Origin of the sequence: Halobellus sp. Atlit-38R (assembly GCF_003665925.1) — an archaeon.
Classification (GTDB): Archaea; Halobacteriota; Halobacteria; order Halobacteriales; family Haloferacaceae; genus Haloquadratum; species Haloquadratum inordinatus.
This window is the reverse complement of the sequence record NZ_QXIJ01000001.1, coordinates 198,851-225,052: the sequence shown is the minus strand read 5'-3', so window position 1 is coordinate 225,052 and position 26,202 is coordinate 198,851. Positions and strand designations below refer to the sequence as shown.

The following is a 26,202-nucleotide window of genomic DNA, read 5'->3' as shown; positions in this document are numbered from 1 at the left end:
ATCGTCACTGTTCGGAGAGTCTCGCCGTACTGTCCGGCGAGAAATCTATGGAGACGTACGATACTCCCTCTGAGCACGAGAGTTTGAAGAAACAGAAAGCGAGGGATGCCGCTCTGTGGGTGTCCCTCTGTGATCGTCGCGGCGTTAGCTCGTCGCGGTCGACGTTCCGCCGTCGCTACTCGATTGCGTCGTCGACTGCGTTTCTCGGGACGACTCCGTCTCGAACTCGACTGTCAGTTCGGTTTCGGCGTCGCCGCGGGTAATCGTCACTTCGAGTTCCTCGGCATCGTCGGGAACCGAAACCGTGGCCGTACCGTCGGCGTCAGTCGTCCCGACTCGGTCGTCGTCGACGGCGACCGTCGCGTTCGCGACGGCGGAGCCGTTCTGCGTGACGCTGATCGTCGCGTTCTCGCCCTGCGTGACGTTGCCGACGAAACTGGCGTTCAACGCGGCAGTCGCTTCCGCGGACTGCTCGCTCGCGTCGCCTCGATCGTCAGCGTCGCCTTCGCCCGTCTCGTCGTCTTCGTCCTCGTCGACCGGGTCGATCTCGACGTCCGTCCCGGACTCGGAGATGACCGGCTTGAGGACGTACTTCCCGCTCTGGCCGGCCTTCACTGCCGTGATGTCGAAGACGAAGTCGACCGACTCGCCGTTACCGACGGTGAACTCCGAGTTCAACTGCAGCTTCCCGCTCGGGAGTTTCACGCGCTGGTCGCTGCCGTCTTTCAGCGTCCCGTTCACCTCGGAGACGTAGACGAAGACCTTCTCGTAAGTGCCGTTCGGGACGTCGAACGACGAGAGCCTCGTCGCGTTTGCGCCCTGCAGGCGCGTCAGATCGACGGTCCGGCTGTCGACTTCGTATTCGACCCACTCTCCCTCGCCGTCCTCGGCATCACTCTCGACGTCGTCGTCCGATTCAGTCTCCGTCTCGGGCGATTCGGTCTGGGTTTCGGTCGTCGTCTCAGTGACGTTCTCGGTGTCGTCGCTCTCGTTCGTCTCGTTACCGCTCTCCTCGGTGTCGTCCGACTCCTCATCGTCAGTATCGTCGCCACCGTCGTCGGCCGGGTTCAAGCCGACTCTGGTGATCGTGACGTTGAGGTGTTCGAAGTCACTGATTGCGTTCTGTTCGTCACTGACGTAGAGATTCAGCGTGCCGCTGTCTGTCGCGGCGGTCGTCGACTGTGCCGCGGTCGTCGTCGATCCGTCGGTCGCAGTCCCGTCTTGCGAGCCAGTGATCCCGCCGGAACAACCGGCGAGGAGCACCAGCGCCGCGACGAGGACGCTCGCGATTGCGTTTCGGTTCATTGCACTCGGTTCGAGACCCCGAACGACCATTTATACTGCAGGTGCTGATCCCGGATTTGTCCGAATTTGACCCGTTTAATTCGGGTACAGCGCCGGGAGAGACGGAACACAATCGGCTAGATAGCACGGGTCATCCCCACGCGCCGAGACTCGCTTGGACATCGCGCGTCGTCGCCTCCGCCGTCGCCTCGTAGCCGACGAGGTCGCGGAGGTCGACGGCGTACGTGCTCCCGGCGTGATCGAGCACGAGGAGGCGCCCCTGAACGCCGCGGACGGTGCCGGTGGCGATCGTCTCGGCGACGGGGCGATCGCGAAGGTCGAGCCCGTACGCGAAGTCGAAGCGGTCGGCTGCGTCGACGTCGTACGCCGCGAGCAGCGCGTCCCAGGCGTCGTCGTCGACGTCGCGGTGGAGTCCCGCGCGCTTCGTCGGCACGCGGATCCGATCCGGGATTTCGGCGGCGATCTCGGCCTCGCGCTCTCTCGCGATCCGACCGTCCGGGACCGTCTGGAGGAGCGCGCCGCGATCTGCGCCCTGCTCGCGGAGTCGCGTCTCCAGTCGCCACGCCTTCGTCACGCCGACTTTGAACACGTCCGGCGCGAAGGCCGCGAGGTAGATCGCGTGTTCCTCGACGCAGTCCATCTCGTCTTTCAGGCACGTCCCGGTGCACTTCGCACAGACCCACGTCGAGCGGTGCTGCGGGCAGTACGGTGCCGTCGGATTCGAACAGGGGACGTGGCCCTCGTCGGTGACGGCGCCAGCGCAGTGGCGCTCGTCGAGGGTGTACGCGAGTTCGGTGCCGGAACCGAGCGAGATGAATTCGACGTCGTGGGGGGCGTTGGCGTCCGCGCCGGTCGCGTGGCTCACGAAGAGTCCTGGCTGGTCCGTGTCGTAGCCGACGAACTGCACGGGCCGACGTAATCGATGCGGGGTGAAAGCGGTGCCGTTCCAGGTTGGGAGCGCTGTGAGTCGCCGGGTCGCCGCTCTCCGGCGCGCTCGCTACGCCTCGGTCTCGGCGCGCAGTTCCTCGTAGAGTTCTTCGGCGGCGCGGCGGACGGCGTCGTCGCTGGAGGCGTCGGCTTCCCAGCCGAGTCCCGAGAGCTTCTCGACGGAGAGCCGCATCCGCGGGACGTCGCCCTCCCAGCCGCGGTCGCCGCCGGTGTAGGCGTAGTCGGGGTCGAGATCCATCACGTCGGCGACGATGTCGGCGATGCGGTTCACGGAGGTCGTCGTCCGCGTCCCCAGATTGTAGGTGTTCATCGCGGCGTCGGCGTGCTCGACGACGTGGCAGATGGCGTCGACGCACTCGGTGACGTGGAGGTACGATTTCTCCTGGCGGCCGTCGCCGAGGATTTCGAGCGTGTCGGGGTCCGCAAGCAGTTTCTCGATGAAGTCGGGAACGACGTTGCCGCGTTGATGCGGCCCGACGATGTTCGCGAAGCGGAAGCACCACACCGTGAAGTCTTTCGCGTGAGCGTACGTCGAGAGCAGTCCCTCGTCGGCGAGTTTCGACGCGCCGTAGACGCTGATCGGTTCGAGGGGTGCGAAGTCCTCGGGCGTCGGCCGCGGCGCTTCGCCGTACACGGTCGACGACGAGGTGAACGCGATGTCCGAGACGCCGACTTCGTCCATCCGTTCGAGGACGTTGTACGTCATCTCGGTGTTCTCCTCGAAGAGCTTCCGCGGGTCGGCGAAGTTCGTGTCCGTGTAGGCTGCCAGGTGGAAGACGAGGTCGACGTCGGCGGTGATGACGTCCGCGACGTCGTCTGGGGAGGTCATATCCGCCTCGGCGAACTCGACGCCCGCGGGGACGCGGTCTCGCGTGCCTTTCGAGAGGTCGTCGGCGACGACGACGTCGTTGTCGTCGCGGAGTCGGCGCGCGAGGTGCGAGCCGACGAGGCCTGCGCCGCCGGTGACGACGATTCGCTTCTCGGAGAGGTCCATACTCGTGGTGCAGCAGACAGCGGTAAGTGCGTTCTCCTTTGTGGGGCGGCGGACGCCGACGATCGTATGGCGTCGACGAGCGCGTACGCTATCCGAAGCGCCTTAGCGCCCGCACCGTCTCGATTCGGCTATGCAAGACGAATCCGAAGTGGCCGTGCTCCGCTACGGCCACAGGCCCGGTCGAGACGACCGGATGACGACGCACGTCGGCCTCACGGCGCGAGCGCTCGGCGCGGACCGAGTGATCTTCCCCGGCAACGCCGGCCAGTCGGAGGAGACCGTCCAGGACATCACCGGGCGGTTCGGCGGCCCCTTCGACGTCGAACTGACGGATCAACTGGACGCGACGATCCGCGAGTGGGACGGGCACGTCGTCCACCTCACGATGTACGGCGAGCGCGTCCAGGACGTCGAAGGCGACATCCGAGCGGCGCACCGGGAAGCGCCACTCCTGATCGTCGTCGGTGGCGAGAAGGTCCCCTTCGAGGTGTACGAACACGCCGACTGGAACGTCGGCGTCACCAACCAGCCGCACTCGGAAGTCGCGGGGCTGGCCGTCTTCCTCGACCGACTCTTCGAGGGTCGCGAACTCGAACAGGAGTGGCCCGACGCAGACCGGCGGGTGCTCCCGCAGGAACGCGGCAAGCGCGTCGTCGACGCCGAGGAACTCGACGACGGGCCGTGAGCGATCGGTGGTCGACGGCTCGCTAAGCGGGATACGACGAGGCCGGAGAGAAATACGCGAGAACGGCGGTGTAGACCTGGACGGGAGACGTTTTCCCCGACCCACACGGCCATCTAGCTTCGACACGCCGACTTTATCCGGAATCTCACCGGCCTTGCCGGAGCGTTAGCCGGGTTCCCACCGGCATTGTCGACGTGCCGTCGCCGAATTTCACGAAGTCCGCTTACGCGTACTCCGATAGTTGGCCTTCTCCCTCGGCCGCCCGGGCGGTCGAGCGTTCGGGGCGGTGCGGTCCTCCTTCGGAACCGAAACCTCGTCGTCTTGTGACGGACTCTTCGGTTGTGGCTCCTAGCTCGCGCCGTCTCACCCACGTACGGATGATCTGAAGCGAGTCGTCCAGTGTGTCCCCGCCTTCTCGCGGGAATTATACCTACGGGTTAGATAATAATAAATCATTTTGAATGGTTTGTGGGATGTTACCATAATTCTAAGTAGTGGCCGCATCGAAATATTCCGGTGTAGACGAACGTCCCGGCTTCCGCAACTTTAAAACGACTGAGCGGCGCAACTGTGTACAATGGCTTTTGAGGAGCTGCTGAACGACCCTGTCATCCAGAAATACCTCCACGAACTGGTGGGACCGACGGGGATGCCGGTGGCCGCGGCCCCGCCTGACGGCGAGGTAACCGACGAGGAACTCGCCGAGGAACTGGGCCTCGAGCTCAACGACGTTCGACGGGCGCTCTTCATCCTCTATGAGAACGATCTGGCGTCCTATCGCCGGGTCCGCGACGAGGACTCCGGGTGGCTCACCTACCTCTGGACGTTCCACTACGAGAACATCCCGGAGAACCTCCAAGAGGAGATGCACCGCCTTCTCGACGCGCTCGAAGAACGCCTGGAGTACGAGCGGACCCACGAGTTCTACCTCTCGGAACCGGCGGGGATCCGCTTCGAGTTCTCCGAGGCGATGGAGCAGGGCTTTCAGTGCCCCGAGACCGGCGCACCGCTGGAACCGATGGAGAACGACGAGATGGTCGACTCGATGGAGCGACGGATCGAGGAGCTTCGCGACGAACTCAACGTCGACGTAGGTCGAGACGACTGATGGTCGCGCTCGCAACCAAATGCTACGTCGATGGCGACGCCCGCGAGCGGGCCCTCGACAGTTTCAATTCGCTCGTCGGCAACGAGATCGGCGAGCTATCGGTCGAGTGGACGGTCGACGTGCGCGAAGACGACTTCCTCGACGTCGACCTCGACGGCGAGGACGCGACTGTCGCCGCCAACCTCCTCGCCGAGTCGTGGGGCGAGATCGCTCCCGACCACGAGGACGGCGAGACGTACGTCGGGACGCTCGAATCGTGGGACGAGGACGGCTGGGTGCTCGACGTCGGCAACGGAAACAGCGTCCGGATTCCGGCCGCGGAACTCGGCCTTGGAACCGGGTCGCCTTCGCAGATCCGGGATCGCTTCGGCGTCGTCCAGCACACGCCGCTGCGGTTCGTCTACGGCGAGACGCCACGGCTCGCGGACGCCGAGCGCGACCGGCTGTACGACTGGACCCGCGAGGACGGCAGCGGACGAGTAAACGTCAACAGCGCGACGCGCGGCGAAGTCCGCGCGACGGTCAACCGCGCCGGCCACGCGGCCGACATCGTTACTGTCGAGCGCCTCGGACTCCTCGAACAGAGCATCGTCTGCCCCGAGAGCACCGACCCGCCAGGGCTGCTCGCCAGCATCGGCTCGTACCTCCCGTCGGAGCTGAAGTGCGTTCTGACGTGAGGTCGACTCCTCTCCGAACGCTATGACCCACTTTCGCACCATATGAACCGTCGACTCCTCCTCGCGGCCGGCAGTCTCGCCTTGCTCGCAGTGATGAGCGGCTGTCTCGGCTTCGGAACCGGACCAGTGCCCGCCGAACGACTCGACAGCGAACCGGCCGCCGCCTACGAGTGGGAGACGAACCGGACAGTGCACGTCACGGTGCAGGCAAACACCCAGTTCCGGGCCGTGATGGAAACGAACAGTTCGACTATCGAACTGTTCAGACGCGACGGCTTCGGCGGAACGAATCCGCTATCCGTCCAATCGGTACGCTATCGCTATCCGAACGGAACCGTCGTGAACGGCACAGAGATCCGCGAAAACGGCGGGGAGATCCGCCGCACGCGGGACGAAATGATCGTCTCACTGCCGGAAGACGCACCGGCTAGCGGCGGTAAGCTCGCGTACACCAGCAGCGGAACGCCGAAGCGGTTCACGCTGCCCACCTACGTAGAGGGCACCTACGAGGTGGTGTTGCCGCCGGACCGCCGGATCGACTTCCCCGTCTTCGGGAAAGTCTCGCCCGGCAATTACGACGCGACCATCGACGACAGCAGCCGCGTCCACATCGTCTGGCAGGAAGCGGTGACGGTCGAGACCATCTCGGTGCAGTACTACCTCCAGCGTGACTTGTACGTCTTCGGCGGGATCGTCGCCTTGGTCGGCGGCATCGGCATCGGCGGGCTGCTCTACTACCGGCGACAGATCGAGCGCTTGCGACGACGACGGATGGAGATGGGCGTCGACGTCGAGACCGACGACGACGAGTTCGACGACGGGCCGCCGCCGGGAATGCGCTGAGACCGACGGCCCGCTGCCGAGTCGCTTTTGTCCATCTCAGGCATATCACGGGTATGCAAGTCGCAATCGTCACCGTCGGAGACGAGATTCTCTCCGGTGACACAGTAAACACGAACGCCGCGTGGCTGTGCGAACAGTTGAACGGCCGCGGTGTCGACGTCGGGCGTATCACGACCGTTCCGGACGTCGTCGCCGACATCGCACGCGTCGTCAACGAGTACCGCGCCGAGTACGATGCCGTCATCGTCACCGGCGGCCTCGGTCCCACGCACGACGACGTGACAGTCGACGGCGTCGCCGCCGCGGTCGGACGCAGCGTCGAACCGCACGAGGCCGCCCACGAGTGGCTGACCGAGCACGGCGGGTACGCCGCCGAGGACCTCGTCGACGGGACCACCGACCTGCCAGCGGGAGCGCGAATGCTGCCGAACGAGGCGGGCGTCGCGCCCGGCGCGGTCGTCGAGGGCATCTACGTCTTCCCGGGCGTGCCCACCGAGATGAAAGCGATGTTCGAGGCCGTCGCCGACGAGTTCTCCGGCGAGGCGACCTACACGACGGTCGTCGACGTCGACGAACCCGAGAGTGAACTGATCGACCGATTCGAGGCGATCCGAGAACGCTTCGACGTCACTGTCGGGAGCTACCCTGGCGACTCGGTCCGTGTGAAACTCACCGCGACGGACGAAGCCGTCGCCGACGAAGCACGCCACTGGCTCAGCGAGCGCGTCGAACTCGTCGACGGAGCAGTGGATCGAGAACAGGCGTAGGCGTCGGCGCGAACGCTACCGATAGAGGTAGTAGAGCCAGCCGACAACCATCGCGACGCTCAACAGGAGAATGACCGCGCCGGTCTCCGCGATCGGGAAGGGTTCGCCAGTGACTTCGAGTGGGAGCATACGCCTCAGTTCCGAGGCGCACTTCTTAAACGTTCAGTAATCCGGCTCGTCCCCTCGCCAGCCACGTCCGAGCACCGGCGGACTTTTGCTCGCAACGCCGTTCGGTTCGCGTATGCGTCTCGGTTTCGTCGTCAACCCCATCGCGGGAATGGGCGGTCGCGTCGGTCTCAAGGGTACCGACGGCAAAGTCGAAGAAGCGCGTCGGTTGGGGGCCGAGCCTCGGGCTCCAGACCGCGCCCGTCGGGCGCTCGTCGCGCTCCGCGAACAGGGAGGCGACGACGTCGAACTGCTCACGTGGGGCGACGAGATGGGAGCCGACGTCGCCCGTGCGGCCGGCTTCGAGCCGGAAGTCCTGGGCTCGCCTGCAGATACGGAAACCGGTGCCGACGACACGGCTCGGGCCGTGGCGGCCTTCCTCGACGCCGACGTGGATCTCGTCCTCTTCGTCGGCGGTGACGGGACCGCCGCGGACGTCGCCGACGCCGTCGAAGGGACTGACACGCCGATTCTGGGCGTCCCCGCCGGCGTGAAGGTGTACTCCTCTGTGTTCGCCGTCTCGCCCGAAGACGCCGCACACGTCGTGCGGACGTTCGAGCGGACCGAGCGCCGCGAGGTGATGGACATCGACGAAGACGAGTACCGCGAGGGCGAGGTGCATCCCGAACTCCGCGCGGTGCCGTACGTCCCCGTCGCCGAGGAACTCCAATCGTCGAAACAGCTCGGCGGTGGCAACGTCGAAGCGCTCGTGGCGGGCGTCGCCGACGACATCGAAGCCAGCGAGAAGACGTTCGTGCTGGGCCCGGGGAGCACCGTCGGCGCGATCAAAGAGGCACTCGGCTTCCAGGGCTCGCCGCTGGGCGTCGACGTCTGGCGGGACGGCGAAGTGCTCGCCCTCGACGCGACCGAATCGGAGATCCTGGCTGCGCTCGACCCCGACGGCGAAAACGTCGTCGTCGTCTCGCCGATCGGCGGCCAAGGGTTCGTCTTCGGCCGAGGCAACCCACAGCTCTCACCCGACGTGATCCGACAGTGCGACGTCGAGATCGTGGCCTCGCGCGCGAAACTGGATACGATCGGCGAACTCCGCGTCGACACCGACGACCCGGAGCTCGACGAGGAACTCCGCGGGTGGACGAAGGTCCGGGTCGGACGTGTCGAACGGCGGATGATGCGGATCGCATAGAGCGGACGGTCCCACGGCCAAACGGTCCGATTCGCGTCTTGTTCTAATGCATCCTAACGGATACATATCTATATAAGTGGCATATAGTGAAGATTAAGGCCGCTGGAGACCAGGGTATGGTATGGAGACGCGTAAGGTTCAGCGGCTCGGTCCCTCCACGCTGGCGATGACGTTACCGGCGGAGTGGGCGAAAGAACACAACGTCGACAAGGGTGATGAGGTTTCTCTGCGGATGGGTGGGAAAGGAACGCTGACGGTACTGCCGGAGTCTGCGAGTCAGGAAGATTCCTCGGCGACGATTCGGGCGGACAATCTCGACGCCGACTCGCTCGAACGGGCAATCGTCGCGCAGTACGTGCTCGGGCGGCGGGTGATCCACATCGAAAAGAGTGACGGCGCGCTCGACTCCGAACACATCAACGCCGTCTACAAGGCGGAGACCCAGCTGATGGGTCTAGGCGTCATCGAGGAGACGCCGGACCGCATCGCGATCCGCTGTTCGGTCGATCCCGAAGACTTCACGCTCGACAATCTGCTCGAACGCCTCGAAAACACCGGCAGCACGATGCGCGGTGAGGCGGTCAAGGCGCTGGCACACGGCAACACGGACCTCGCCCAGCGCGCGTTAAACCGCGAGCGACAGGCGAACAAGATCTTCGTCCTCCTGCTACGTCTCATCTTCACGGCCTACCAGAACCCGAACCTCGCGCGGGCCGTCGGACTGGAATCGGGCTTCCCCCTGATCGGCTATCGCTCGGTGGCGAAGAACCTCGAACTGACTGCGGACAACGCCGAGGACATCGCCAACATCGCGATGGACGCCGAGGGCCACACGCTCGACGTCGACTCGAAGACGATGCGGCGGATCCGCGAGTTCACCGATCAGGTCGACGAACTCACGCGAACGGCGGTGCAGTCAGTCGTCGAACGCGACTACGACAAGACCGTCGAGTGCCGCACCCTGTTCCGTCAGCTTCGAGACCGCGAACAGGAGATACTCGACGACCTCCCCGAGATGGACAACGAGGAACTACTCCAGATCCGGGAGGTCCTCGTCAGCCTCCAGCAGACGGCCCAGTACGCGATGCGGAACGCGGAGATCTCAGCGAACCTCGCGCTGAACGAGGAGTCCGAACACGTGACGATTGGGTAGTCGAAGCCGACCGGTGAGTATGCGACGCCGCCTCCCAATTCGTATGAACTAAGTCGAGACCGGGAAACGTTCGGGTATGGAGACCGCATCCGCCAGTTCTGACAAGGGAATCGGCTTGACCGTCCTCTTTTCGATCGTCGCGATTCTCGGAGTCGTCGGGATGTTCGCCGCGGGACTGACCGGCGACCAACTCGTCGCCGCAGTGGGCTTCGCTGTCGCCACGATCGCCGCCTCGCTCGCGGTGTCTGCGACGCACCTGTTCGGGTGACTTCCGGACGCTACGATAGCCCGCTGACGAGAAACCGTTAAGACCGAACCGTCCGTACACGGAGTCAAATGAGTGACTTCACCGAAGAGGAAAAACGGATCGTCTCGTACCTCCGCGAGAGCGTGTCCGCCGGCGAGCGGTATTTCCGGGCGAAGAACATCGCCGACGCCATCGGGCTCTCGGCCAAGCAGGTCGGGGTTCGACTGCCGCGGCTCGCGGAGAAGTCCGACGACGTCGAGATCGAAAAGTGGGGTCGAGCCCGCTCGACGACCTGGCGCGTCACCCGTAGCTGAACACTGCCCGGCACGGCCCGTCGCCGTCCGCGCGAACGCGCATTTCAGGGCCTTTTTTGTCTCTCCACCCTACGTGACGGTATGACGGTTCGTGTCCGGCGGGTGTTCGAGTTCGACGCCCCGCCCGAGGCCGTGTGGGACTTCATCGCTGACCCCTCCAAGCGAGCCGACGCGATCAGCGTCGTCGAGCGCTACGAAGTCGACGAGGGGACCGGCGCAGCGACGTGGCACGTTCGGCTGCCGATTCCACTCGTGAAGTCGACCGCCCGCGTCGAGACCGAAGACGTCGAGCGCGACCCGCCGCGATACGTCAAGTTTGTCGGGAAGTCCTCGGTGCTGCGCGTCACGGGCGAACACACCGTCGAGCCCACCGACGGCCACACGCGACTCGTGAACGAGTTCGTCGTCGATGGCCGCGTGCCGGGCGTCGAACGGTTCTTCAAGCGGAACCTCGACGAGGAGTTAGAGAACCTCGAACGCGCGCTCAGCCGCGCCGTCGAATCCGAATCCTGAGATCGACGGACTACAGGAGAGTCGCCCCGGAGCCGGTGGGTTTATTCACGTCCCGCTGCTACGCTCTTTCGCCGACGAACGACGCTTTTCTCGTCGCAGTCGGCACAGATCCGCCGCACGCCGCCGCAGTGTTCGGGGTCCGCTGCGGCCCACCGCGTCCAGCGCTCCCTCTTCCCGGAGAGGGGGTAGCTGTTCGCTCCACTCCCGCCTCCGCCTTCGCATCCGCTCACCCCCTCGCTCTCACCCACCGTTCCACCTTCCACCGCTTCACTACCTACGGCTTCGCTTCTCACCGCTTCACGTCCGCATCTGTCGGTCGAGCCTCGAGGCTCCTGAGCCGTGACCTCGCTCGGAGCACCGCCTCCCGGAGCCTCGCTACGGCGCGGAGGCGCGCTTTTCGATCTCGCCTTTCAGGACCGCGGCGTCGAAGTCGTGATCCGGACGGATGTTGACGAAGTCGAGAAAGCGCGCGGCATCGAGCAGTTCGTCCGTCGAAAACGCTTCGAGCGCGGCGTCGACCGCGCGTTTCGCCCCGATCAGCGGTTCGAGCGCGCCGAGTGCGCAGGCGATGTCGTAGGCCTTCGCGTCCCGCGCGCCCTCCTCGCTGACGTTCGTCGCGTCGATGAAGTAGATCTCTCCGTCGCGGATGAGGACGTTCTCCGCGCGGAGGTCGCCGTGGAGAAGTTCGTGTTCGTGCATCGTGTGCAACGCCTCGAACAGCGTCGGGGCGAGGTCGGCCTCTGCTTTCTCGTCCAGTTCGTCGAGCGTCCGGAAGTCGGGGAGGTACTCCAAGACGAGCACGCCGAGGCCGTCGACCTCGAAGGCCTCGACCGGTTCGGGCGCGTTGAGGCCGATGTCACGCATCCGCCGCGTCGCTTCGAGTTCGTGTTGTGCCATCTCGACCGGCGTCGCGAAGTGCTCGAAGAACCCCTCGGTACCCGACGAGAAGGCACCCAGATTTCGCCCGGTGGTAAAGAGCGCGTGGACGATCGAGTTCTGCCGCGAGATGACCTTTACGAACCACTGGTCGTCGACGACCATCGGCGTCGAGAGCCAGTTGTCGGCGTCGAGAAACCGCACGTGGACCTCCTCACGATCGTAGCGATCGCGGATTTCGCGGGCGACGGCCTCCAGTCGAGACCACTCGATACGCCCGCGAAGGAGGCGCCGGAGTTCCATATGCTTCCAGTCGGTCTCCGGGCGTATATAAAGTCGCCTTCGCGTCACGCGGCGGACACCCCGCCGGACATATCGTGAGCGGACGGCGGTCCGGTCGGGCGTATCAGTAGCGCACAGTGGTCTGCTGGACGTGCTCACGCGTCGGGAGCGCGGCGTGGTCGGAGCCGGCGCGGTCGGACGCGACGCGCGGGTAGTTTGCTCTCCGTTATTCCTCTTCCGCTTCTTCCTCGTGTGAGCGGACGGTCAACACGGGGACGTCGGAGCGACGAACAGTTCGCTCGGTCACGCTGCCAAGCAGGTAGCGTTCGAGGCCGGTGCGGCCGTGCGTCCCCATCACGATGAGGTCGCAGTCGTTCTCGGATGCGTAGTCGACGACGACGTCGTCGGGTACGCCGGGTTCGATTGCGGTGACGACATCGGCGACACCGGCGTCCTTCGCACGGTCGGCGACGTCGGAGACCACTGATTCCGCTCGCTCGCGGAGTGTTTGTTCCACCTGTTGCGGGCTGATGGCCGGCGCGCTGTGGCTTACGTCTCTGGCATCGACGACCGAGAGGACGTGCAACTCGGCGTCGTACTGGTCGGCGAGGTTGATCGCGTGCTCGACTGCGAGGTCGGCACAGTCGCTGCCGTCGGTCGGGACAAGAATACGGTCGTACATACGTTGTCGTACTCGGAGTGACAATTAGACGTTTTGGATGGCTGCCACCGCGTGAGAATGTGTGGGAGCGTCCGGACGGCGACGCCGTTACTCGATCAACCGCTCGGCGATCCGGCGCGCGCCTTCGGCCGGGGCGAGATCGGGGCGGTCGGCAGAGATACATTCGACGTCGCGATCGAGTTCAGCCGAAAGACGCTCCTCGAAGACGTCGACGATGCCGGGGATGCAGGCCATCCCACCGGTGAGAACGATCGGCTTCGAGAGCGCGAGCTGGTACGGCTTCATATGGTCGTTCGCCAACTGCGCGAGGAAGTTGTTCGCGACCTCATCGACGGCGTCGTCGACGTAGTCGTCCAGCGGTTCCATCACTGAGCGCTCGATGGTAAACTCGTGGGCGCCACCGCCGGGCTGTTGGATGACATCCGTGAACGGCTCGAACTCCTCGAAGTCACCGTGCTCCTCTTTGTACTCGCGGGCGGTCGTCAGATCGACGTTGACGCGGCCCTGGGTCTCCTCCTCGACGGCGTTGGCGATCCGCCGGTCGACCTCGTTACCGGTGACGGCTCCGGAGACGAACGGCGAGAGCTGTTCGCCGTGGCGGTACGCGGAGGCTTCGAGGTTCGTCGACCCCATATTCACGGCGACGAACACCTCGTCGATAGCGCGGAGGTCCTCGCCGAAGGCCGGGATCGCTCCGCAGAGCGACTCGGGGAAACTTCGGACCAAGGCGTCGCCGACGGGGCTCTCCTCGATGACACTGTTGAGGTTCGCCAGCCCCGGTTCGTTGTCGATCGTCGGGATCGCGTAGACGACGGCGCTGTCGGCGTCGACTCCCTCGGATGCGACGACTTCGGCGAAGAACTTCGAGGCGAGTTCGGCGCGGTCTTCGTCTTCTGGAAGTCCCGAGCGGAGCATATACTGCACCTCGTCGGGGTACTCCTGTGCGGCCTGTTCGCCGAAGAGCACGCGCTCTTCACCGGTGAGCGCGTCCTCGTACGTCGCGAGACACGTCAGCGTCCGGATCGTCTCCACTTCGTCGTCGCGGACGTACTGGAGGACGGTCCGCGTGCTTCCGAGTTTGACGCCGACCGGCGTCGGTCCCGATTCGGCTGCCCCAGCCTCGTCGAAGGAGGCGTCTTCACTGTCTGCCATAGGCAAGTGGAAACAGAACGAGTAGAAAGTACTGTTGGTATATGGGCTGACACGAGCCGCGACAGAATACGGCGCTACGTCATCGACGCCAGTCGTGCGATGTAGACCAGGCTCAGATGATGGTCGTCGACGTCGTATTCGGTCGTGTTGGTGACCTCACCGGAGAACCCGACCAGGTAGTCTTGCAGTTCGGATTCGACGTCTTCGGTCAGCCACTCCACGGTGTGGTAGTACCGGAGCGCGTCCATCGTCCGCTTGAAGCCGCCTTTGAGGACGAGGAACTCGAGCCAGTCGAAGACGAGTCGCTCCGCGGCGTACGCGTCGGGGAGCGAGCCGAGATAGGGCTTCGAGAGCCCTTCTGCCGCGGCGGTCTCGTGGACGAGGAGTTGTTCGAGTTGGTTCTGGCGGAGAGCCTCGCCAGCCCGCCCCCGGGGCCGTTCGCGGATCTCGGTGTCGAACTGAAACCGTCCGACGTCGTCGGCACCGAACTCGGGTTCCGCGGCGACTCGTGAGCGCGAGTCCGAGCGCCGCCGGTCGTCGCGGCGACGGTCGGGATCGCGCTCGCGACGCGACCGATCCTGCGCGCCGACGCCGAAGCCGAGGTCGCGAGCGATCTGATCCGCGAGGACGACCTCGTCGTGACCCTCCGCGTGATCCGAGTCGCCACGTCGCGGTGGCGTGACGTCCTCGCGCGGACGCACAGAGACCTCGCCGCGCTCGTCGTCCGCGTCTCGGTCGTCCGTCTGCTCGGTGGCGTCGCGCCGTCGAGCACCCGTGCGGTCACGACTGCCAGCGTTCGGTTCCTCGTCGCGCCGGCGGTGGTCGTTTTCCCGCGCCCCGCGACGGTCGGTATCGCGGTCTCGGCGGCTCTGAGCCCGGCCATTCAGTCGTCGCTCGTCGTTACGGTCACGCGCTGCGCGGTCGGAGATGCGTTCGCTCTGTCGCCGGTCGTCGCGATTCGCCCGATCGTCGCGACTCGACCGGCCGTCACTCCGGCGCTTCCCCGATCGACGCCGGTCCGCGAGACTGCGGCGGCGTCGCTCCGATGGCATTCGGTCGTCGTCGTGGCCCGATTCCTCGGTGGGCTGTTCGTCCTCCGAACGGCGCGCACCCCGCCGTTCGTCCGCGATTCGTCTGAGTTCTCGGAGGTCGTAATCGTCGGGATCGATGGTCATTGCCTGTCTCTCGTCCCGCGGCGAAATCGCCGCGTCGGTCGTACCTCGACGGTCTGCAGGCGCGTGCATAAACGTGCCCCTGAAATTATCAGCGGAGATACTGCGACTATGTGTGACGAACCAGTACGTACTGGGAGACTGCGACCCGACGAGTCATAGGGATCATCGTCACTGTTCGGAGATTCTCGCCGTACCGTCCGGCGAGAAATCTATGAGGACGTACGATAATCTCTATCAGATGACGTGATTTTCGCCGTGTGCCCGCCGGATGGAGAGCTCGCCAGTCGTGGCATCGAACGACAACGAACGGCCGTAGTCGCCACCCACATCTGTCGCGACGAGGGGAACGTCGTACGTTTCGAGCGTTGTTTTCGCGGCGGCGACGTTGCGCTCACCGACGCCGCCGTCTCCGGAACTGAACTCGAACATCGCACTCCCCCCGGCGAGACGTGCTTCGATACGTGAGCGGTCAGCACCCGTCTCCTCCATCGAATGCAGGAGCCCCGGGATAGCGGTGTTGACGTACTTGGCCCCGGCTGGCCGGTCGTCTGTGGGCCCGTCTCCGGTCGCATCGCTTGCCCCGCTGTCGCCGTCCTGATCGTCGCTAGCATATGGTAACATCGCGTGCGCGAGGCCAGCGACGCCGGCGTCGACGTCAGCCAGCGCGATCCCGACACAGGAGCCGAGCCCGCTCGTCACGAGCGTCGATCCCGCTTCGGCGACAGCGTAGTCGGCGACGCCGACTTTGATTCGCTTGGACGACGATCGGTCGGTCGATCGGTCACTCGAGTATACTTTCATTGGTTCGTTCGGGGCGTGACGAAGCAGCGCCGAAGGCACGTTCGTCAGCTGAGGTGGTCATTTCGGCGCACGTGGTCGTGACACGGTCATTCGCCGGCTGTCAGTTCGCTTCGGGCGCGAGCTGGTCGAAGGCTGCGCGCAGCTCTCGTTCGTCGGGGAGCGCGTAGATGTCGCAGGTGAACGTCTCGTCCGGCGTGGCGATCGCCGAATCGATGAGGAACGCATAATCTTGCGTCCGCGCGAGTTCGGTCACCAGCGGGTCCACGATCGCCGAGGCGATGTCGTCGACGTAGGTCGGCGGCGAGATTTCGATCGTCGTCTCCAAGGAGTTGGCCCAGCCGTCGAGGAATCCGGACGTGACGATGTTGCCGATCTCTTGCAGCGCGCTCTTTCGCATCTCTGGGTCCGCGTCCATCCCGGGCATCAACGCGTCGGCGACGCTTTCGGCCGATTCCGGGTCGAACAGAATCGCGATGTATCCCGATGGCGTGCCCGAGAACTCGAGGACGACACCCCGTCTGGCCTCGTCTGTGAGTTCCATCGGCACCCCCTCGACCGGAACGAAGCTCAGCCGACTCACGTCGACGTTGGTGTCGATCCCGGTCATCGCCGTCAGGTCCTCCGAGGCTTGTCCCGCGCCTTCGGAGATCATCTGGGAGAACGAGGTGAACGTCTCGACGGGGATCGCGTCGTCGGCGTCGCCCGCAGCGTCGACGATCGTCTCGACCGAGTCCTGCGTCGGCAGCATATAGATGTAAAAGCCCGCCTCCTCGTCGACCGTTTCGAGGTGGTTCCGGAACGCGAGCACGTGATTGGAGTCGATGTCGGCACCGAAGTCGACGTCTTCGTGGACTTCCGCGCCGAATTGGCCGTCGGTGTCGAACTCGGAGTCGTCGACGACGTCCTGCAGCGACTGGCCGGCGTCCAACTCGACGTACGTCGGCGTCGTGATGTCGATGCCGTCGCCGAGGAAGTCCGCCCAGCCGTCGATGAACCCCCCGAGCATAATGTTTCCGAGCTCTTTCAGACCGCTCGTCGCCAGTTCGCTGTCGGGGTTCTCGGAAGCGCCGGGGACGAGTGCGTCGACCAGCGAGATGGCACGGTCGCGGTCGAACGCGAGAACTGTCTGGCCCTCGATCGCCCCCGAAAACCCGATGTGGACGGTGACGAGGTCGCGCTCTCGAAACTCGCGCTCGACGTCCGCTCGCGTCGCCATTTCGACTTTTGTGACGGCCACGCGGGCGTCGAAGCCAGTCAGCGTCGTGAGCGATCCGGCCGCTTCTTCCGCCCCCGAGTGGGCGAGACGACTGAACGTCCGAAGCGACTGGACGTCGAGGTTCATGCTTCGACGCCCACCACGTCGTCGATGGCCTGGAGCACGTTCGGCTTCTGGAAGGGCTTCGTGATGTAGCCGTCCGCGCCGGCCTCGACGGCTTCGCGCATTTTCTCCTCCTGTCCGACGGACGTGCACATGATCACCGACGAGTCGGGGTCGATCGATTTGATCTCCGACGTCGCCTCGATGCCGTTTCGGATCGGCATCACGACGTCCATCGTGACCACGTCGGGATCGAGTTCACGGTACAGTTCGACCGCCTCGACCCCGTTTTCGGCCTCTCCGACGACCTCGTGATCGTCTTCGAGCAACTGCTTCAGCAGATTCCGCATAAACGCCGAATCGTCCACAACCAGTACGGTGCGTGCCATATCTTCACTTCCGAGAAACGCTGTATAAACGCATCGTCCCCATTATCAGCGCTGATACGGCTCTTGCCACGCTCACTCTTCGTCCGGCGGGATCTGAAGGCCGTCTTCGGGGAGTGAACCGACGAGGTCTCCGATCGAGTCATCGAGCGTGAGGTCGTGCTCTTGGAGGATCGACGCGAGCGCCTTCTTCGGATACGAAACGCGCGTCTCGGAGGCGAGAAGGAGAATGCCGAGCGCTCGCTTTTCGGAGGCTGTGGTGTCGATCTGTTCGACGTACCACGACGCTAGCTCGCCGAAGGCGTCGACGACGTCGTCCGAGAAGTACTCGTGGTGGTCGACCTCGCCTTCGAATGCCGCGGTGAGCGCGAACCCGTACTCCGAATTCTGCTCGGAGAGGTACCGAGCCATCTGCTGGCGGGCGAGCGCTCCGAGGTCCGTAGACGCGTCTTCACCGTCGTTCTCATCCACTGACGGCGAATTGTCGTTGTCGGTCGCGACCACGTATCGACCGTCTGAGATCTCTGCGACCCGTTCGGAGGCGGTGTAGTCGAGTTCGTCGGGTCTGACGACGCCCTCCTCGTCGCGCACGGGTCGCCGCGCGTCCCTCGGAGGGTCGGGAGCCATACCAGGTGGTGCCGTCGGCGCGATAATAAGCCCATCGCAGGCGAAAGTCAGTCGACAGCCACGAGACGGGCGGTCCTCAAATCCGATATTCAGTATCGAATTCGAAATCGCGCGGACCGTCACATTCAGGTAAGTCCGGTTAGAACGTGGCGCTATCTATGGAGTCCGACAGGACGCTCGCAGCGCTCGGAAACGAGTACAACCCGGACATCTTACGTGCTGCCGACGAAGCTCACTCCGCACAGGAATTCAGTGAAATGCTCGACATCCCGATCGCGACGTGTTATCGCCGCATCGAGGAACTCACGGGTGCCGGGCTGCTCGAACTACACGACCGCGTCCTTTCGGACGAACACCGCCGGACCAACGTCTATCGACGCGACGTCGACGAGATCGTCATCAGTTTCGACGAGAACGAACTCAACGTGCAGGTGACTGAGCGCCCCGAAGTGAAGAACAAACTCGACGACGTCTGGCGGAAGATTTCTCAGGAGTAAGCTGGCTGGCGGCGTGTAGCGAGTCGGGGCCAGCGTAGGCCCCAACGCTCACAACCGGAGCACGAAGTCCGAATCGCAGCCGTAATTTTGCTAGTTCGCTGACTCATTATTGCGGATCGCTGTCGGACTCGGAGGTAGAGAGTCTCACTCTTGATCCTTCCAATCTTGAGACAGAAGTTTTCGTATGCGGCCTGAAACTACCGAAATTCGGCTTCAAGACCCAATATCATCTTTGATATCTGGGTCCATACCATTATGTGCAGACCGCTGATTGCTTGATTTGACGGTCCTCACCTCCGGCGGGGAGGCGAGGGGGCCAGACTGGAGACAACATACATATGTTCGAAGACAACGACGCCGACCGTGGTCAGGTCGGTATCGGTACGCTCATCGTGTTCATTGCGATGGTGCTGGTCGCAGCGATTGCGGCGGGCGTCCTCGTGAACACGGCCGGCTTCCTCCAAGCGACCGCGGAGGATGCAGGCCAAGAGAGTGTAAACAAGGTGACGAATAGAGTCGACGTCGTGAGCACCCACGGGATGGTGAACCAATCGGGGGGCTCCACGACAATCGATACCCTAAATCTGACAGTGCGGATGGCCGCAGGCTCAGGGAGCGTCGACATAAACTCGACGACGATCAAGTATCTGAGCGGTTCGACCGCCAGAACGTTGGTCCACAACAATACGTCAACTGGCGTCGCCGATCCGAACTTGACGAATAACGAGTTCGTATCGGAACCGCTTGACGACGATGATACCTCGTATCCCGTCCTCAATAGTCAGGCTGACCGGTTCGAGGTCCGTATCAATACGTCCGTCGTTGAGGGAACCGACGTTAACGGAACCTCCACGGGTGACACGGTCAAATTAGACCTAACGACCCGAAGCGGAGGAACGACGCAGGTCATCCTGACGATGCCGCAGCAACTCGCCGGTGCTAACGACAACAATCCGGTTCCCCTCTAGGTGATTAGAATGTTCAACATATTCAACGAAGACGAACGTGGTCAGGTCGGTATCGGTACGCTCATCGTGTTCATCGCGATGGTTCTCGTCGCTGCGATCGCAGCTGGCGTCCTCGTGAACACGGCCGGATTCCTCCAGGCAACCGCGGAGGACGCTGGCCAAGAAAGCGTCAATAAGGTTACTAACCGTGTTGAGGTTGTGAATACCCACGGAGTGGTCGATGGCACCAATAATGTCATCGATCAAATCAATATGACGGTCCGCCTCGCTGCCGGATCCGGAGCAGTGGATATGAACGAGACGTCGATCAAGTACTTGAGCAAGGAAAATGTAAAAACTCTGTCAAACAATACCGCCAATAAAGGAGTGGGAACTGGTACCCAATTTGGCCTCTCGGAGATTACCGACGACGATGGGTCCTTCGGAGTACTGAATAGTCCGTCTGACCGTTACACGGTGGTTATCAACACTGACGCACTCGAAAATACAGATAATGGCCTGGACACTGGAGAACAGGTCACCCTAGAGATCACGAGCCGAACCGGTGGAACGACGCAGGTTATGTTGACGATGCCCCAACAACTTGCAGGGAAGAACGACGGCGATCCGGTCGAGCTCTAAACCTCGCGCATTCCCGCAGCAGTAACGGACTTTTTCATTATTTCGAGTGACCGAAGAAGAGAATAGACCGTCCAGCGATAGCTACCGAATCTGTGACAAACTTCACAGAAGAGAGAACAAAGTAGCGACCAGCAGGTCTATTCCAGGTTGCCCTCTTCTTCACCGAACCACGGCGGCGAATCCCCGACCATCGAGAAGCCAGCCGCCTGCTCGTAGATTTTGATCCCACCCTCGTCGATCTCTAACGGGAACATCGAATTTTTGATCGCCTGCTTACGCATCTTCGCGACCCAGATATACCGATTCGACGTCGATCCGGCGGGCGATTGGATCAGATAGATATTCCCATCCGTCAAGAAATTCTCGAGGCCGATTTCGGTATCAGGGAACACCGCCGACTGCTCCATCGTCAGAATCGACGTTAATCCGCTGTCTTTCAGAATGTCGATGAACTTGAGCAGATACTGGCGCTTCTCTTGTTCGCTCTCGAAGAAGAGCTGGAACATCGTCAGCGAGTCGAGGACGAGCCGGTCGTACTGCGTATCCTGCAGATCGTCGAGAATCGTATCGAGCGTCGAAGAGAAGTCGCCACTACGAAGGAGTGTTCGTTTGTCGTAGATTTTGATTCGGCCGGCGTCGACGAACTCGTCCCACTTCTCGAAGCCGATCGATTCTGCCGCCTGGCTGATGTCGTCCTCTGATTCCTCGAATGTGAGATAGATCCCGCCCTCGTCGTACATATCAACGCCGTTGTAGAGGTACTGGAGGCCGAGAATGCTCTTGCCAGTCCCAGGGTTGCCACTGACAAGTACCGCCGCGTTCTTGACGATTCCCCCGTTGAGTATGGAGTCGAGTCCCTCGATCCCGGTTTTGACGAGTTCTGGCATACGTGTGGTCACGTCCTTGAAAGGTAGCTATAGAATCCGTCCCGGATGCGGATAATTCTTCGCACCCCGAACGAGTCCGTCGGATCGTAGTACAGGTCGATCATCTGCCGCTACAAACGTATTCCGGTTCTATCACGAGCGATAATTTGGAGCGAACCTTCTTGTACCGATGACTGGACATATGTACCAATGTTACCTGTTCCACCGAGACCGGACGACCGGACCGGTCGGACCACCCGTTCGGTACGGTTCGTGGGGCGCAGTGGTGCGCCACAGCGGTCGAGCCGGGTGACGACCGGTCGTTGCGGTCGTTTCCATAGGAGGCGGTGCGGATGGGCGTGATGGACTGGATGGACGGTGACGAGGGTGAAGATTCCGATACCGTCGCCACGGATGGGCTCGGGTTCGACGAGGACTTCGACGACCTCGACGGCGAGATGGACGATCTCGACGGGGGCGGAATGGGTGGCCTCGACGACGAGATGGACGACTTCGGTGACGATATGGGCGGGTTCGACGACGGCGACGACCTCGGAGGACCCGACATCGACGCCGACACCATCGCGGAGATGGAAGACCGAATCTCCGAGCTGGAAAACGAGGTCAGTTCGGTCTCGTCGAGTATGAACACCGTTCGCGAGGAGAACAAACAGATCGGCGAGACCGTCGAAGAACTCGACGAAACCATCCGAAAGCTGCTCGACATCTACGAGATGGTGACACGGGGAATCAACCCGTTCGTCGACGACGCTCGCGAGATGGGCGGGCTGGAAGGCGACGGTGCGTTCGGCCTCTTCGAGATGGAAGAAGAGAAAGAGGAAAATCTCGATTCGGATGTCGCGAACGCGGACGCCGAGGACTTCTTCGACGAGGACTTCGGCGACCTCGACGCCGAACAGGACGAAGCCGAACTCGCAGCAGAGGACGAACTCGCCGAGGAAGAGCGCGAAGACCCCAGTGAGGCACTCGATGATGGTGAGGACGCGGAAGCCGGCGACGAAGCGGCTGGCGGATCCAGCTTCGACGACCTGAAAGCCGAATACGAGGAGAATGACGGCTGGGACGACGTCGAGGACGACACGGAAGACGAATCCGAGTCCGACGCCCTCGACGACGAGACGGCCGCCGCACAGGATGCGCTCGACGAGGCGCTCGATGGAGACCACTTCGAGGAAGCGGCGGAGGATATTGGCGACGAGGAGGCACTCGACCAGGCTGAAGAGGTCGAACCCGACGAGACGCTTTTCGAGGCCGACGAAACGTCTGAACCGGCGAACGATGCTGCCGACCCAGCCGAGAGTGGCTCCAAGGAGACGTCATCAGAGCCAGGCGCCAGCCCGGACCCGGCCACAACCACTGCGCAGTCGCCGACGGCGGATTCCGAACCGGCCCACGATCCCGACGTGTATCTCGCCGAACTTCCGGCCCGGTACACGGCCGAATCCGTCGTCCTAGAATGGACGCGCTTCCTCGTCGACGTCGGCGGGGCGATCGGTGCCGCGCGAGCGCTCCGACAGTACCGCTCGCAGGGCTGGATCACCCGCGACGTCGAGCGGACGATGAGCGAACACGTTCGCAACGCCGCCACCGCGGGGACGACGGAGCAGCCGCGGGACCTGCGCGTGGAACACCACCGCGAGAGCCTGACGTACATCAGTCGGCTCGCCGGCGACGTCGACGAAGCGCGACTCCTCGAAGAACTGTCGGCGCTCGGAGGGGGTTCCCGTGGGATTCGGCGTTAGCGGCTCGACTGCAGTCATCTTTCTCGGCGTCCTGATCGCCTCCGGGACGCTCTACACCGCAGCCGCGGGCAGCGCAGAGCAGATCTCGGAAGCGCGTGACGACAATCAGGAAGATCTACTCGAACGCCGGAATACGGCGATCGACGTGACGCGGGTCGTGTATTACAACGATACTGACCCAACGCTTGAGGTGACTGTCGAGAATGTGGGGACGACGACGCTATCGGTCAATGGAACGAGTCTCCTCGTCGATAACGAGCACATTAATCTGGGACAAACGCAAAAGAGTGTCGAGAGCGACGATACGACGGACGTATGGGCAGCCGACCAGACGCTCGTGCTAACGACGACAATGAATCAGGAACCCGACCACGTCAAAGTCGTCGCCGAAAACGGCATCGCGGCGAGTAACACGACGGTCGAGGTGGTGAACTGAATGGCCGACGTCTCCGTTCCGAGTCTGATCCTGTTCATCGCGAGCATCGTCATCGCAGCAGGAGTCGCGGGTGTCCTCATCGACACGGTCACCGGAATCAGCGGGGCGCTCGACGATCGGGGCGCAGACGTCGCAGAGAACATCCGGACCGACATCGAAATTATCAGCAGTTCCGACAGTAACGTTTACGACAACAGCTCAAACAGCATAAGTCTGTACGTCAAGAACACGGGACAACGAACGTTACCAGCGACTGGACAGACGTTCGACGTCATCGTCGACGCGCAATATCGCGCGGACGTCAATGTCAATGTCGTCGACGGCAACAACGGAGAGTGGACGCCTCACGGTGTCGTCAACGTCACGATACAGAATATCGACCTGGCCGAAGGTAGCGGCGATCACGACGTCACGCTGACCGTCGACGGCGACGAAGAGAACTTCCGCTTCAACTACTAACTATGGGATCGAATCAGTTCTCGCTTGGACTCAAAGACCACGACCGCCTCGAGAAGGAACTCGGCGGCGGCATTCCGAAGGGCTCGATCGTCCTCATCGAAGGCGATTACGGGGCCGGAAAGAGCGTCCTCTCCCAGCGACTCACCTATGGGTTTACGCAGGAAGACATTGTGACGACGCTTGTCTCGACAGAACTAGGTGTCCGAGGCTTTCTCGACCAGATGCACTCGTTGACGTACGACGTCGTCAAGCCCCTGCTCGACGAGGAGATTCTCTTCATCCCCGCCGAGATCGACGCGTCGGGGACGCTGACCGGCAGCGGCGGGGACGACGAGCGGAAGCAACTCCTCAAGCGAATGATGGAGGCGGACACGATGTGGGACGGCGACGTCATCATCGTCGATACATTCGACGCCATCCTCCGGAACGATCCCAAGTTCGAGGCGCTCGTCCGGCAAAATGAGGAGCGGCAGGCGGCGCTGGAAATCATCTCGTTCTTCCGTGATCTGACCACCAAGGGCAAGACGATCGTTCTCACGGTCGACCCCTCGACGGTCGACGACGAGGCGATCGGTCCCTTCCGATCGATCGCGGACGTCTATCTCGAATTAGAGATGGTCGAGGTCGGGAACGACGTCCGGCGAAACATCTTCGTGAAGCGATTCGCCGGGATGGGCCAGCAGGTCGGCGACCGCGTCGGCTTCTCGGTCCGCTCGGGGATCGGGATCGTCATCGAGTCGAGGAGTGTCGCATAATGGCCACCGAACACGGCTCAGCGAAGATCGACAACGAACTGCGGCGGCACGCCCAGCGGTGGGGCCACCTCCGCGAGCACCTCAAGCGGTTTCGGCAGATCACCGGCGAGTTCCCGATGCTCGTCGAGGAGCCAGACGGATACGAGTCGCGGCGGCCGAACATCATCTACCACGTGGGCGGCCCGATCTACTGTCAGGTGTACGGGAACTTCGGGGAGACGACGAAGTACTACACGATCGAGCCGGAACTGGACGACGACGAACGCGACCTCTTCGGGCAGGTGAAAGACAAACTCCTCGAACGGTCGGTGACGAAGCCGGCACCTGCCGAGGAGACCGAGTACGAAGATCGGATTCGAGAACTGCTCGAAGAGATCGTCGTCCTCGAAGACGAACGCAACGGGCGGTTAGCGGAAATCATCCAGCGACTCGAACTCGGGGCGCTGGAAGTGTCCGAAGAGACGTACGAGAAGGTCCAGTACCGACTCGTCCGCGACATCGTCGGCCTCGGACCGCTGGAGCCGATTATGCGCGACCCGGCCAACGAGGACATTCACGTCATTGGGCCACGCCAGGTCGACGTCGATCACGGCGAGTTCGGACTGCTGGAGACGACCGTCGAATTCGACTCCGAAGAGCAGTACGACAACTGGCTCCGGAATATGGGTGAACGGATCGGCGACCCGGTCTCGGACGCGCACCCGATCGTGGACTCGACGCTCCCGGACGGATCGCGTATCAACATCATCTACTCCGACGACGTCTCGCTGAAGGGTTCCTCGCTCACGATCCGTCAGGGCGACGACGTCCCACTGTCGGTGTTTCAGATCGCGAAGTGGGGGACGCTGTCGCCGGAACTGGCCGCGTACCTCTGGATCGCCCTGGAGAACGAGCGGACGGTGTTCGTCGTCGGCGAGACGGCGTCCGGAAAGACCACGACGCTCAACGCTGTCACGTCGTTCATCCCGCGGGACTCGAAGATCTACACCGCAGAGGACACCGCCGAGGTGCTCCCGCCGCACGACACGTGGCAGCAGCTCCTCACCCGCGAGGGACGCGGCGCGGATTCTGAGGTCGATATGTTCGACCTCGTCGCGGCCGCGCTGCGTTCGCGCCCCGACTACATCATCGTCGGGGAGGTTCGTGGCGAGGAGGGGCGGATGGCGTTCCAGGCCGCCCAGACCGGCCACCCGGTGATGCTGACGTTCCACGCGTCCGACATCGTCTCGATGATCCAGCGGTTCACCGGGGATCCGATCAACGTCCCCGAGACGTTTATGTCGAACTGTGACATCGCGCTGTTCCAGAACCGCGTCAAGCGGGGCAACGACACGCTCCGTCGCGTCACGTCGGTCCAGGAGATCGAGGGGTACTCGAAAGAGATGGGCGGTGTCGTCACCCGGGAGGCGTTCTACTGGGACCCCGTCGAAGACGAGATCGTGTTCCAGGGTCGGAACAACTCCTTCATTATGGAAGAGAAGATCGCGACGCTGCTCGGGTACGACGACACCCGAAAGATCTACGAGGACATCGAGTTCCGCTCGGAACTCATCCGACGGGCAATCCAAGAGAACATCGTCGGCTATCACGAGGTGAACGAGTTCATCGAGGACTTCCAGCGGGACGGTACGGAAGGTATCCCGTTCGATATGACGAGGGTTGAATGATGAGT

At 63.0% G+C, this 26,202-nt stretch carries 30 protein-coding genes; 18 read left to right on the top strand and 12 right to left on the bottom strand.

Annotated features, from left to right (window positions below):
- Window positions 1-144: 144 nt before the first annotated feature.
- The 3 genes from D3D02_RS01145 to D3D02_RS01135 form a co-directional block, all read right to left on the bottom strand.
- Entirely contained in the window at window positions 145-1,305 is a 1,161-nt protein-coding gene (locus D3D02_RS01145; RefSeq protein ID WP_121568156.1) for a DUF4382 domain-containing protein, read from the bottom strand.
- Between the two features lie 130 nt (window positions 1,306-1,435).
- Window positions 1,436-2,212 carry a DUF2797 domain-containing protein gene (locus D3D02_RS01140; protein ID WP_121568155.1) on the bottom strand — a complete coding sequence of 259 codons (777 nt, stop codon included), beginning with the start codon at window positions 2,210-2,212 and terminating at the stop codon, window positions 1,436-1,438.
- Window positions 2,213-2,302: 90 nt separating this feature from the next.
- Window positions 2,303-3,247, bottom strand: a complete 945-nt coding sequence (locus D3D02_RS01135; protein WP_121568154.1) for an NAD-dependent epimerase/dehydratase family protein — start codon at window positions 3,245-3,247, stop codon at window positions 2,303-2,305.
- A gap of 130 nt (window positions 3,248-3,377) precedes the next feature.
- On the opposite strand from D3D02_RS01135, the gene D3D02_RS01130 reads away from it, so the two are divergent.
- The 10 genes from D3D02_RS01130 (at window position 3,378) to D3D02_RS01085 (ending at window position 10,866) form a co-directional block, all read left to right on the top strand.
- Entirely contained in the window at window positions 3,378-3,932 is a 555-nt protein-coding gene (locus D3D02_RS01130; RefSeq protein WP_121568153.1) for a tRNA (cytidine(56)-2'-O)-methyltransferase, read from the top strand.
- 577 nt (window positions 3,933-4,509) lie between these two features.
- Window positions 4,510-5,040 (top strand): transcription factor, encoded by a 531-nt coding sequence (locus D3D02_RS01125; RefSeq protein ID WP_121568152.1) that lies wholly within the window; start codon window positions 4,510-4,512, stop codon window positions 5,038-5,040.
- Window positions 5,040-5,717: a DUF2110 family protein gene (locus D3D02_RS01120; RefSeq protein ID WP_121568151.1), complete on the top strand. Its 678-nt coding sequence runs from the start codon at window positions 5,040-5,042 to the stop codon at window positions 5,715-5,717. Before D3D02_RS01125 ends, D3D02_RS01120 begins: the two co-directional genes overlap by 1 nt.
- A 42-nt stretch (window positions 5,718-5,759) precedes the next feature.
- A complete protein-coding gene (locus D3D02_RS01115) occupies window positions 5,760-6,560 on the top strand; it encodes a DUF5803 family protein (protein ID WP_121568150.1) in 801 nt (266 codons plus the stop codon).
- A 53-nt stretch (window positions 6,561-6,613) separates the two neighbouring features.
- Window positions 6,614-7,327, top strand: coding sequence for a molybdopterin-binding protein (locus D3D02_RS01110; RefSeq protein ID WP_121568149.1), 714 nt, complete (start codon window positions 6,614-6,616; stop codon window positions 7,325-7,327).
- Window positions 7,328-7,568: 241 nt separating this feature from the next.
- Entirely contained in the window at window positions 7,569-8,639 is a 1,071-nt protein-coding gene (locus D3D02_RS01105; RefSeq protein WP_121568148.1) for an ATP-NAD kinase family protein, read from the top strand.
- Between the two features lie 121 nt (window positions 8,640-8,760).
- Window positions 8,761-9,792: a phosphate uptake regulator PhoU gene (locus D3D02_RS01100; protein WP_121568147.1), complete on the top strand. Its 1,032-nt coding sequence runs from the start codon at window positions 8,761-8,763 to the stop codon at window positions 9,790-9,792.
- Window positions 9,793-9,868: 76 nt separating this feature from the next.
- Complete coding sequence (locus D3D02_RS01095) at window positions 9,869-10,060, top strand: hypothetical protein (protein ID WP_121568146.1); 192 nt, start codon at window positions 9,869-9,871, stop codon at window positions 10,058-10,060.
- A gap of 68 nt (window positions 10,061-10,128) precedes the next feature.
- The gene (locus D3D02_RS01090) at window positions 10,129-10,353 is read left to right on the top strand and encodes a hypothetical protein (protein WP_121568145.1); all 225 of its coding nucleotides are present in this window, start codon (window positions 10,129-10,131) and stop codon (window positions 10,351-10,353) included.
- Window positions 10,354-10,434: 81 nt separating this feature from the next.
- Entirely contained in the window at window positions 10,435-10,866 is a 432-nt protein-coding gene (locus tag D3D02_RS01085) for an SRPBCC family protein (protein WP_121568144.1), read from the top strand.
- Window positions 10,867-11,241: 375 nt separating this feature from the next.
- On the opposite strand, the gene D3D02_RS01080 is transcribed toward D3D02_RS01085, so the two are convergent.
- The 8 genes from D3D02_RS01080 to D3D02_RS01045 form a co-directional block, all read right to left on the bottom strand.
- Window positions 11,242-12,045: an RIO1 family regulatory kinase/ATPase gene (locus D3D02_RS01080; protein ID WP_121568143.1), complete on the bottom strand. Its 804-nt coding sequence runs from the start codon at window positions 12,043-12,045 to the stop codon at window positions 11,242-11,244.
- Window positions 12,046-12,250: 205 nt separating this feature from the next.
- On the bottom strand, window positions 12,251-12,706 hold the full coding sequence (locus D3D02_RS01075; protein WP_121568142.1) for a universal stress protein: 456 nt from the start codon (window positions 12,704-12,706) through the stop codon (window positions 12,251-12,253).
- 87 nt (window positions 12,707-12,793) lie between these two features.
- Window positions 12,794-13,858, bottom strand: coding sequence for a cell division protein FtsA (locus tag D3D02_RS01070; RefSeq protein ID WP_121568141.1), 1,065 nt, complete (start codon window positions 13,856-13,858; stop codon window positions 12,794-12,796).
- A gap of 74 nt (window positions 13,859-13,932) precedes the next feature.
- Window positions 13,933-14,472, bottom strand: a complete 540-nt coding sequence (locus tag D3D02_RS21125; RefSeq protein ID WP_233560564.1) for a FlaD/FlaE family flagellar protein — start codon at window positions 14,470-14,472, stop codon at window positions 13,933-13,935.
- Between the two features lie 795 nt (window positions 14,473-15,267).
- Window positions 15,268-15,834, bottom strand: a complete 567-nt coding sequence (locus tag D3D02_RS01060; RefSeq protein ID WP_121568139.1) for a chemotaxis protein CheD — start codon at window positions 15,832-15,834, stop codon at window positions 15,268-15,270.
- A 100-nt stretch (window positions 15,835-15,934) separates the two neighbouring features.
- Window positions 15,935-17,176, bottom strand: coding sequence for a chemotaxis protein CheC (locus D3D02_RS01055; protein WP_121568138.1), 1,242 nt, complete (start codon window positions 17,174-17,176; stop codon window positions 15,935-15,937).
- On the bottom strand, window positions 17,173-17,541 hold the full coding sequence (gene cheY, locus D3D02_RS01050; protein WP_121568137.1) for a chemotaxis protein CheY: 369 nt from the start codon (window positions 17,539-17,541) through the stop codon (window positions 17,173-17,175). Before cheY ends, D3D02_RS01055 begins: the two co-directional genes overlap by 4 nt.
- 72 nt (window positions 17,542-17,613) lie before the next feature.
- Window positions 17,614-18,165: a hypothetical protein gene (locus tag D3D02_RS01045; protein ID WP_121568136.1), complete on the bottom strand. Its 552-nt coding sequence runs from the start codon at window positions 18,163-18,165 to the stop codon at window positions 17,614-17,616.
- A 158-nt stretch (window positions 18,166-18,323) separates the two neighbouring features.
- On the opposite strand from D3D02_RS01045, the gene D3D02_RS01040 reads away from it, so the two are divergent.
- The 3 genes from D3D02_RS01040 (at window position 18,324) to D3D02_RS01030 (ending at window position 20,251) form a co-directional block, all read left to right on the top strand.
- Window positions 18,324-18,662, top strand: coding sequence for a helix-turn-helix domain-containing protein (locus D3D02_RS01040; protein ID WP_121568135.1), 339 nt, complete (start codon window positions 18,324-18,326; stop codon window positions 18,660-18,662).
- Between the two features lie 338 nt (window positions 18,663-19,000).
- On the top strand, window positions 19,001-19,630 hold the full coding sequence (locus tag D3D02_RS01035) for an archaellin/type IV pilin N-terminal domain-containing protein (RefSeq protein WP_121568134.1): 630 nt from the start codon (window positions 19,001-19,003) through the stop codon (window positions 19,628-19,630).
- A gap of 9 nt (window positions 19,631-19,639) precedes the next feature.
- Window positions 19,640-20,251, top strand: coding sequence for an archaellin/type IV pilin N-terminal domain-containing protein (locus D3D02_RS01030; RefSeq protein WP_121568133.1), 612 nt, complete (start codon window positions 19,640-19,642; stop codon window positions 20,249-20,251).
- A gap of 137 nt (window positions 20,252-20,388) precedes the next feature.
- Here the strand turns inward: D3D02_RS01030 and D3D02_RS01025 are convergent, their stop codons facing one another.
- Window positions 20,389-21,138 (bottom strand): ATPase domain-containing protein, encoded by a 750-nt coding sequence (locus D3D02_RS01025; RefSeq protein WP_121568132.1) that lies wholly within the window; start codon window positions 21,136-21,138, stop codon window positions 20,389-20,391.
- A gap of 332 nt (window positions 21,139-21,470) precedes the next feature.
- On the opposite strand from D3D02_RS01025, the gene D3D02_RS01020 reads away from it, so the two are divergent.
- The 5 genes from D3D02_RS01020 to D3D02_RS01000 are packed head-to-tail and all read left to right on the top strand — an operon-like array spanning window position 21,471 to window position 26,197.
- Window positions 21,471-22,880, top strand: a complete 1,410-nt coding sequence (locus D3D02_RS01020) for a flagella accessory protein C (RefSeq protein WP_121568131.1) — start codon at window positions 21,471-21,473, stop codon at window positions 22,878-22,880.
- Window positions 22,864-23,316, top strand: a complete 453-nt coding sequence (locus tag D3D02_RS01015; RefSeq protein ID WP_121568130.1) for a fla cluster protein FlaF — start codon at window positions 22,864-22,866, stop codon at window positions 23,314-23,316. The genes D3D02_RS01020 and D3D02_RS01015 overlap by 17 nt, the downstream gene beginning before the upstream one ends.
- Window positions 23,317-23,775: a flagellar protein G gene (locus D3D02_RS01010; RefSeq protein ID WP_115821783.1), complete on the top strand. Its 459-nt coding sequence runs from the start codon at window positions 23,317-23,319 to the stop codon at window positions 23,773-23,775.
- Window positions 23,776-23,777: 2 nt separating this feature from the next.
- Window positions 23,778-24,530, top strand: coding sequence for an ATPase domain-containing protein (locus D3D02_RS01005; protein WP_121568129.1), 753 nt, complete (start codon window positions 23,778-23,780; stop codon window positions 24,528-24,530).
- The gene (locus D3D02_RS01000) at window positions 24,530-26,197 is read left to right on the top strand and encodes a type II/IV secretion system ATPase subunit (RefSeq protein ID WP_121568128.1); all 1,668 of its coding nucleotides are present in this window, start codon (window positions 24,530-24,532) and stop codon (window positions 26,195-26,197) included. The genes D3D02_RS01005 and D3D02_RS01000 overlap by 1 nt, the downstream gene beginning before the upstream one ends.
- Window positions 26,198-26,202: the final 5 nt, after the last annotated feature.

Bases quoted from the DNA above. Each gene is read 5' to 3' on its own strand.
- D3D02_RS01145 (WP_121568156.1), bottom strand. From the start codon at position 1,305: ATGAACCGAAACGCAATCGCGAGCGTCCTCGTCGCGGCGCTGGTGCTC.
- D3D02_RS01135 (WP_121568154.1), bottom strand. From the start codon at position 3,247: ATGGACCTCTCCGAGAAGCGAATCGTCGTCACCGGCGGCGCAGGCCTC.
- D3D02_RS01130 (WP_121568153.1), top strand. From the start codon at position 3,378: ATGCAAGACGAATCCGAAGTGGCCGTGCTCCGCTACGGCCACAGGCCC.
- D3D02_RS01125 (WP_121568152.1), top strand. From the start codon at position 4,510: ATGGCTTTTGAGGAGCTGCTGAACGACCCTGTCATCCAGAAATACCTC.
- D3D02_RS01120 (WP_121568151.1), top strand. From the start codon at position 5,040: ATGGTCGCGCTCGCAACCAAATGCTACGTCGATGGCGACGCCCGCGAG.
- D3D02_RS01115 (WP_121568150.1), top strand. From the start codon at position 5,760: ATGAACCGTCGACTCCTCCTCGCGGCCGGCAGTCTCGCCTTGCTCGCA.
- D3D02_RS01110 (WP_121568149.1), top strand. From the start codon at position 6,614: ATGCAAGTCGCAATCGTCACCGTCGGAGACGAGATTCTCTCCGGTGAC.
- D3D02_RS01105 (WP_121568148.1), top strand. From the start codon at position 7,569: ATGCGTCTCGGTTTCGTCGTCAACCCCATCGCGGGAATGGGCGGTCGC.
- D3D02_RS01100 (WP_121568147.1), top strand. From the start codon at position 8,761: ATGGAGACGCGTAAGGTTCAGCGGCTCGGTCCCTCCACGCTGGCGATG.
- D3D02_RS01095 (WP_121568146.1), top strand. From the start codon at position 9,869: ATGGAGACCGCATCCGCCAGTTCTGACAAGGGAATCGGCTTGACCGTC.
- D3D02_RS01090 (WP_121568145.1), top strand. From the start codon at position 10,129: ATGAGTGACTTCACCGAAGAGGAAAAACGGATCGTCTCGTACCTCCGC.
- D3D02_RS01085 (WP_121568144.1), top strand. From the start codon at position 10,435: ATGACGGTTCGTGTCCGGCGGGTGTTCGAGTTCGACGCCCCGCCCGAG.
- D3D02_RS01080 (WP_121568143.1), bottom strand. From the start codon at position 12,045: ATGGAACTCCGGCGCCTCCTTCGCGGGCGTATCGAGTGGTCTCGACTG.
- D3D02_RS01075 (WP_121568142.1), bottom strand. From the start codon at position 12,706: ATGTACGACCGTATTCTTGTCCCGACCGACGGCAGCGACTGTGCCGAC.
- D3D02_RS01070 (WP_121568141.1), bottom strand. From the start codon at position 13,858: ATGGCAGACAGTGAAGACGCCTCCTTCGACGAGGCTGGGGCAGCCGAA.
- D3D02_RS01060 (WP_121568139.1), bottom strand. From the start codon at position 15,834: ATGAAAGTATACTCGAGTGACCGATCGACCGACCGATCGTCGTCCAAG.
- D3D02_RS01055 (WP_121568138.1), bottom strand. From the start codon at position 17,176: ATGAACCTCGACGTCCAGTCGCTTCGGACGTTCAGTCGTCTCGCCCAC.
- cheY (WP_121568137.1), bottom strand. From the start codon at position 17,541: ATGGCACGCACCGTACTGGTTGTGGACGATTCGGCGTTTATGCGGAAT.
- D3D02_RS01045 (WP_121568136.1), bottom strand. From the start codon at position 18,165: ATGGCTCCCGACCCTCCGAGGGACGCGCGGCGACCCGTGCGCGACGAG.
- D3D02_RS01040 (WP_121568135.1), top strand. From the start codon at position 18,324: ATGGAGTCCGACAGGACGCTCGCAGCGCTCGGAAACGAGTACAACCCG.
- D3D02_RS01035 (WP_121568134.1), top strand. From the start codon at position 19,001: ATGTTCGAAGACAACGACGCCGACCGTGGTCAGGTCGGTATCGGTACG.
- D3D02_RS01030 (WP_121568133.1), top strand. From the start codon at position 19,640: ATGTTCAACATATTCAACGAAGACGAACGTGGTCAGGTCGGTATCGGT.
- D3D02_RS01025 (WP_121568132.1), bottom strand. From the start codon at position 21,138: ATGCCAGAACTCGTCAAAACCGGGATCGAGGGACTCGACTCCATACTC.
- D3D02_RS01020 (WP_121568131.1), top strand. From the start codon at position 21,471: ATGGGCGTGATGGACTGGATGGACGGTGACGAGGGTGAAGATTCCGAT.
- D3D02_RS01010 (WP_115821783.1), top strand. From the start codon at position 23,317: ATGGCCGACGTCTCCGTTCCGAGTCTGATCCTGTTCATCGCGAGCATC.
- D3D02_RS01005 (WP_121568129.1), top strand. From the start codon at position 23,778: ATGGGATCGAATCAGTTCTCGCTTGGACTCAAAGACCACGACCGCCTC.
- D3D02_RS01000 (WP_121568128.1), top strand. From the start codon at position 24,530: ATGGCCACCGAACACGGCTCAGCGAAGATCGACAACGAACTGCGGCGG.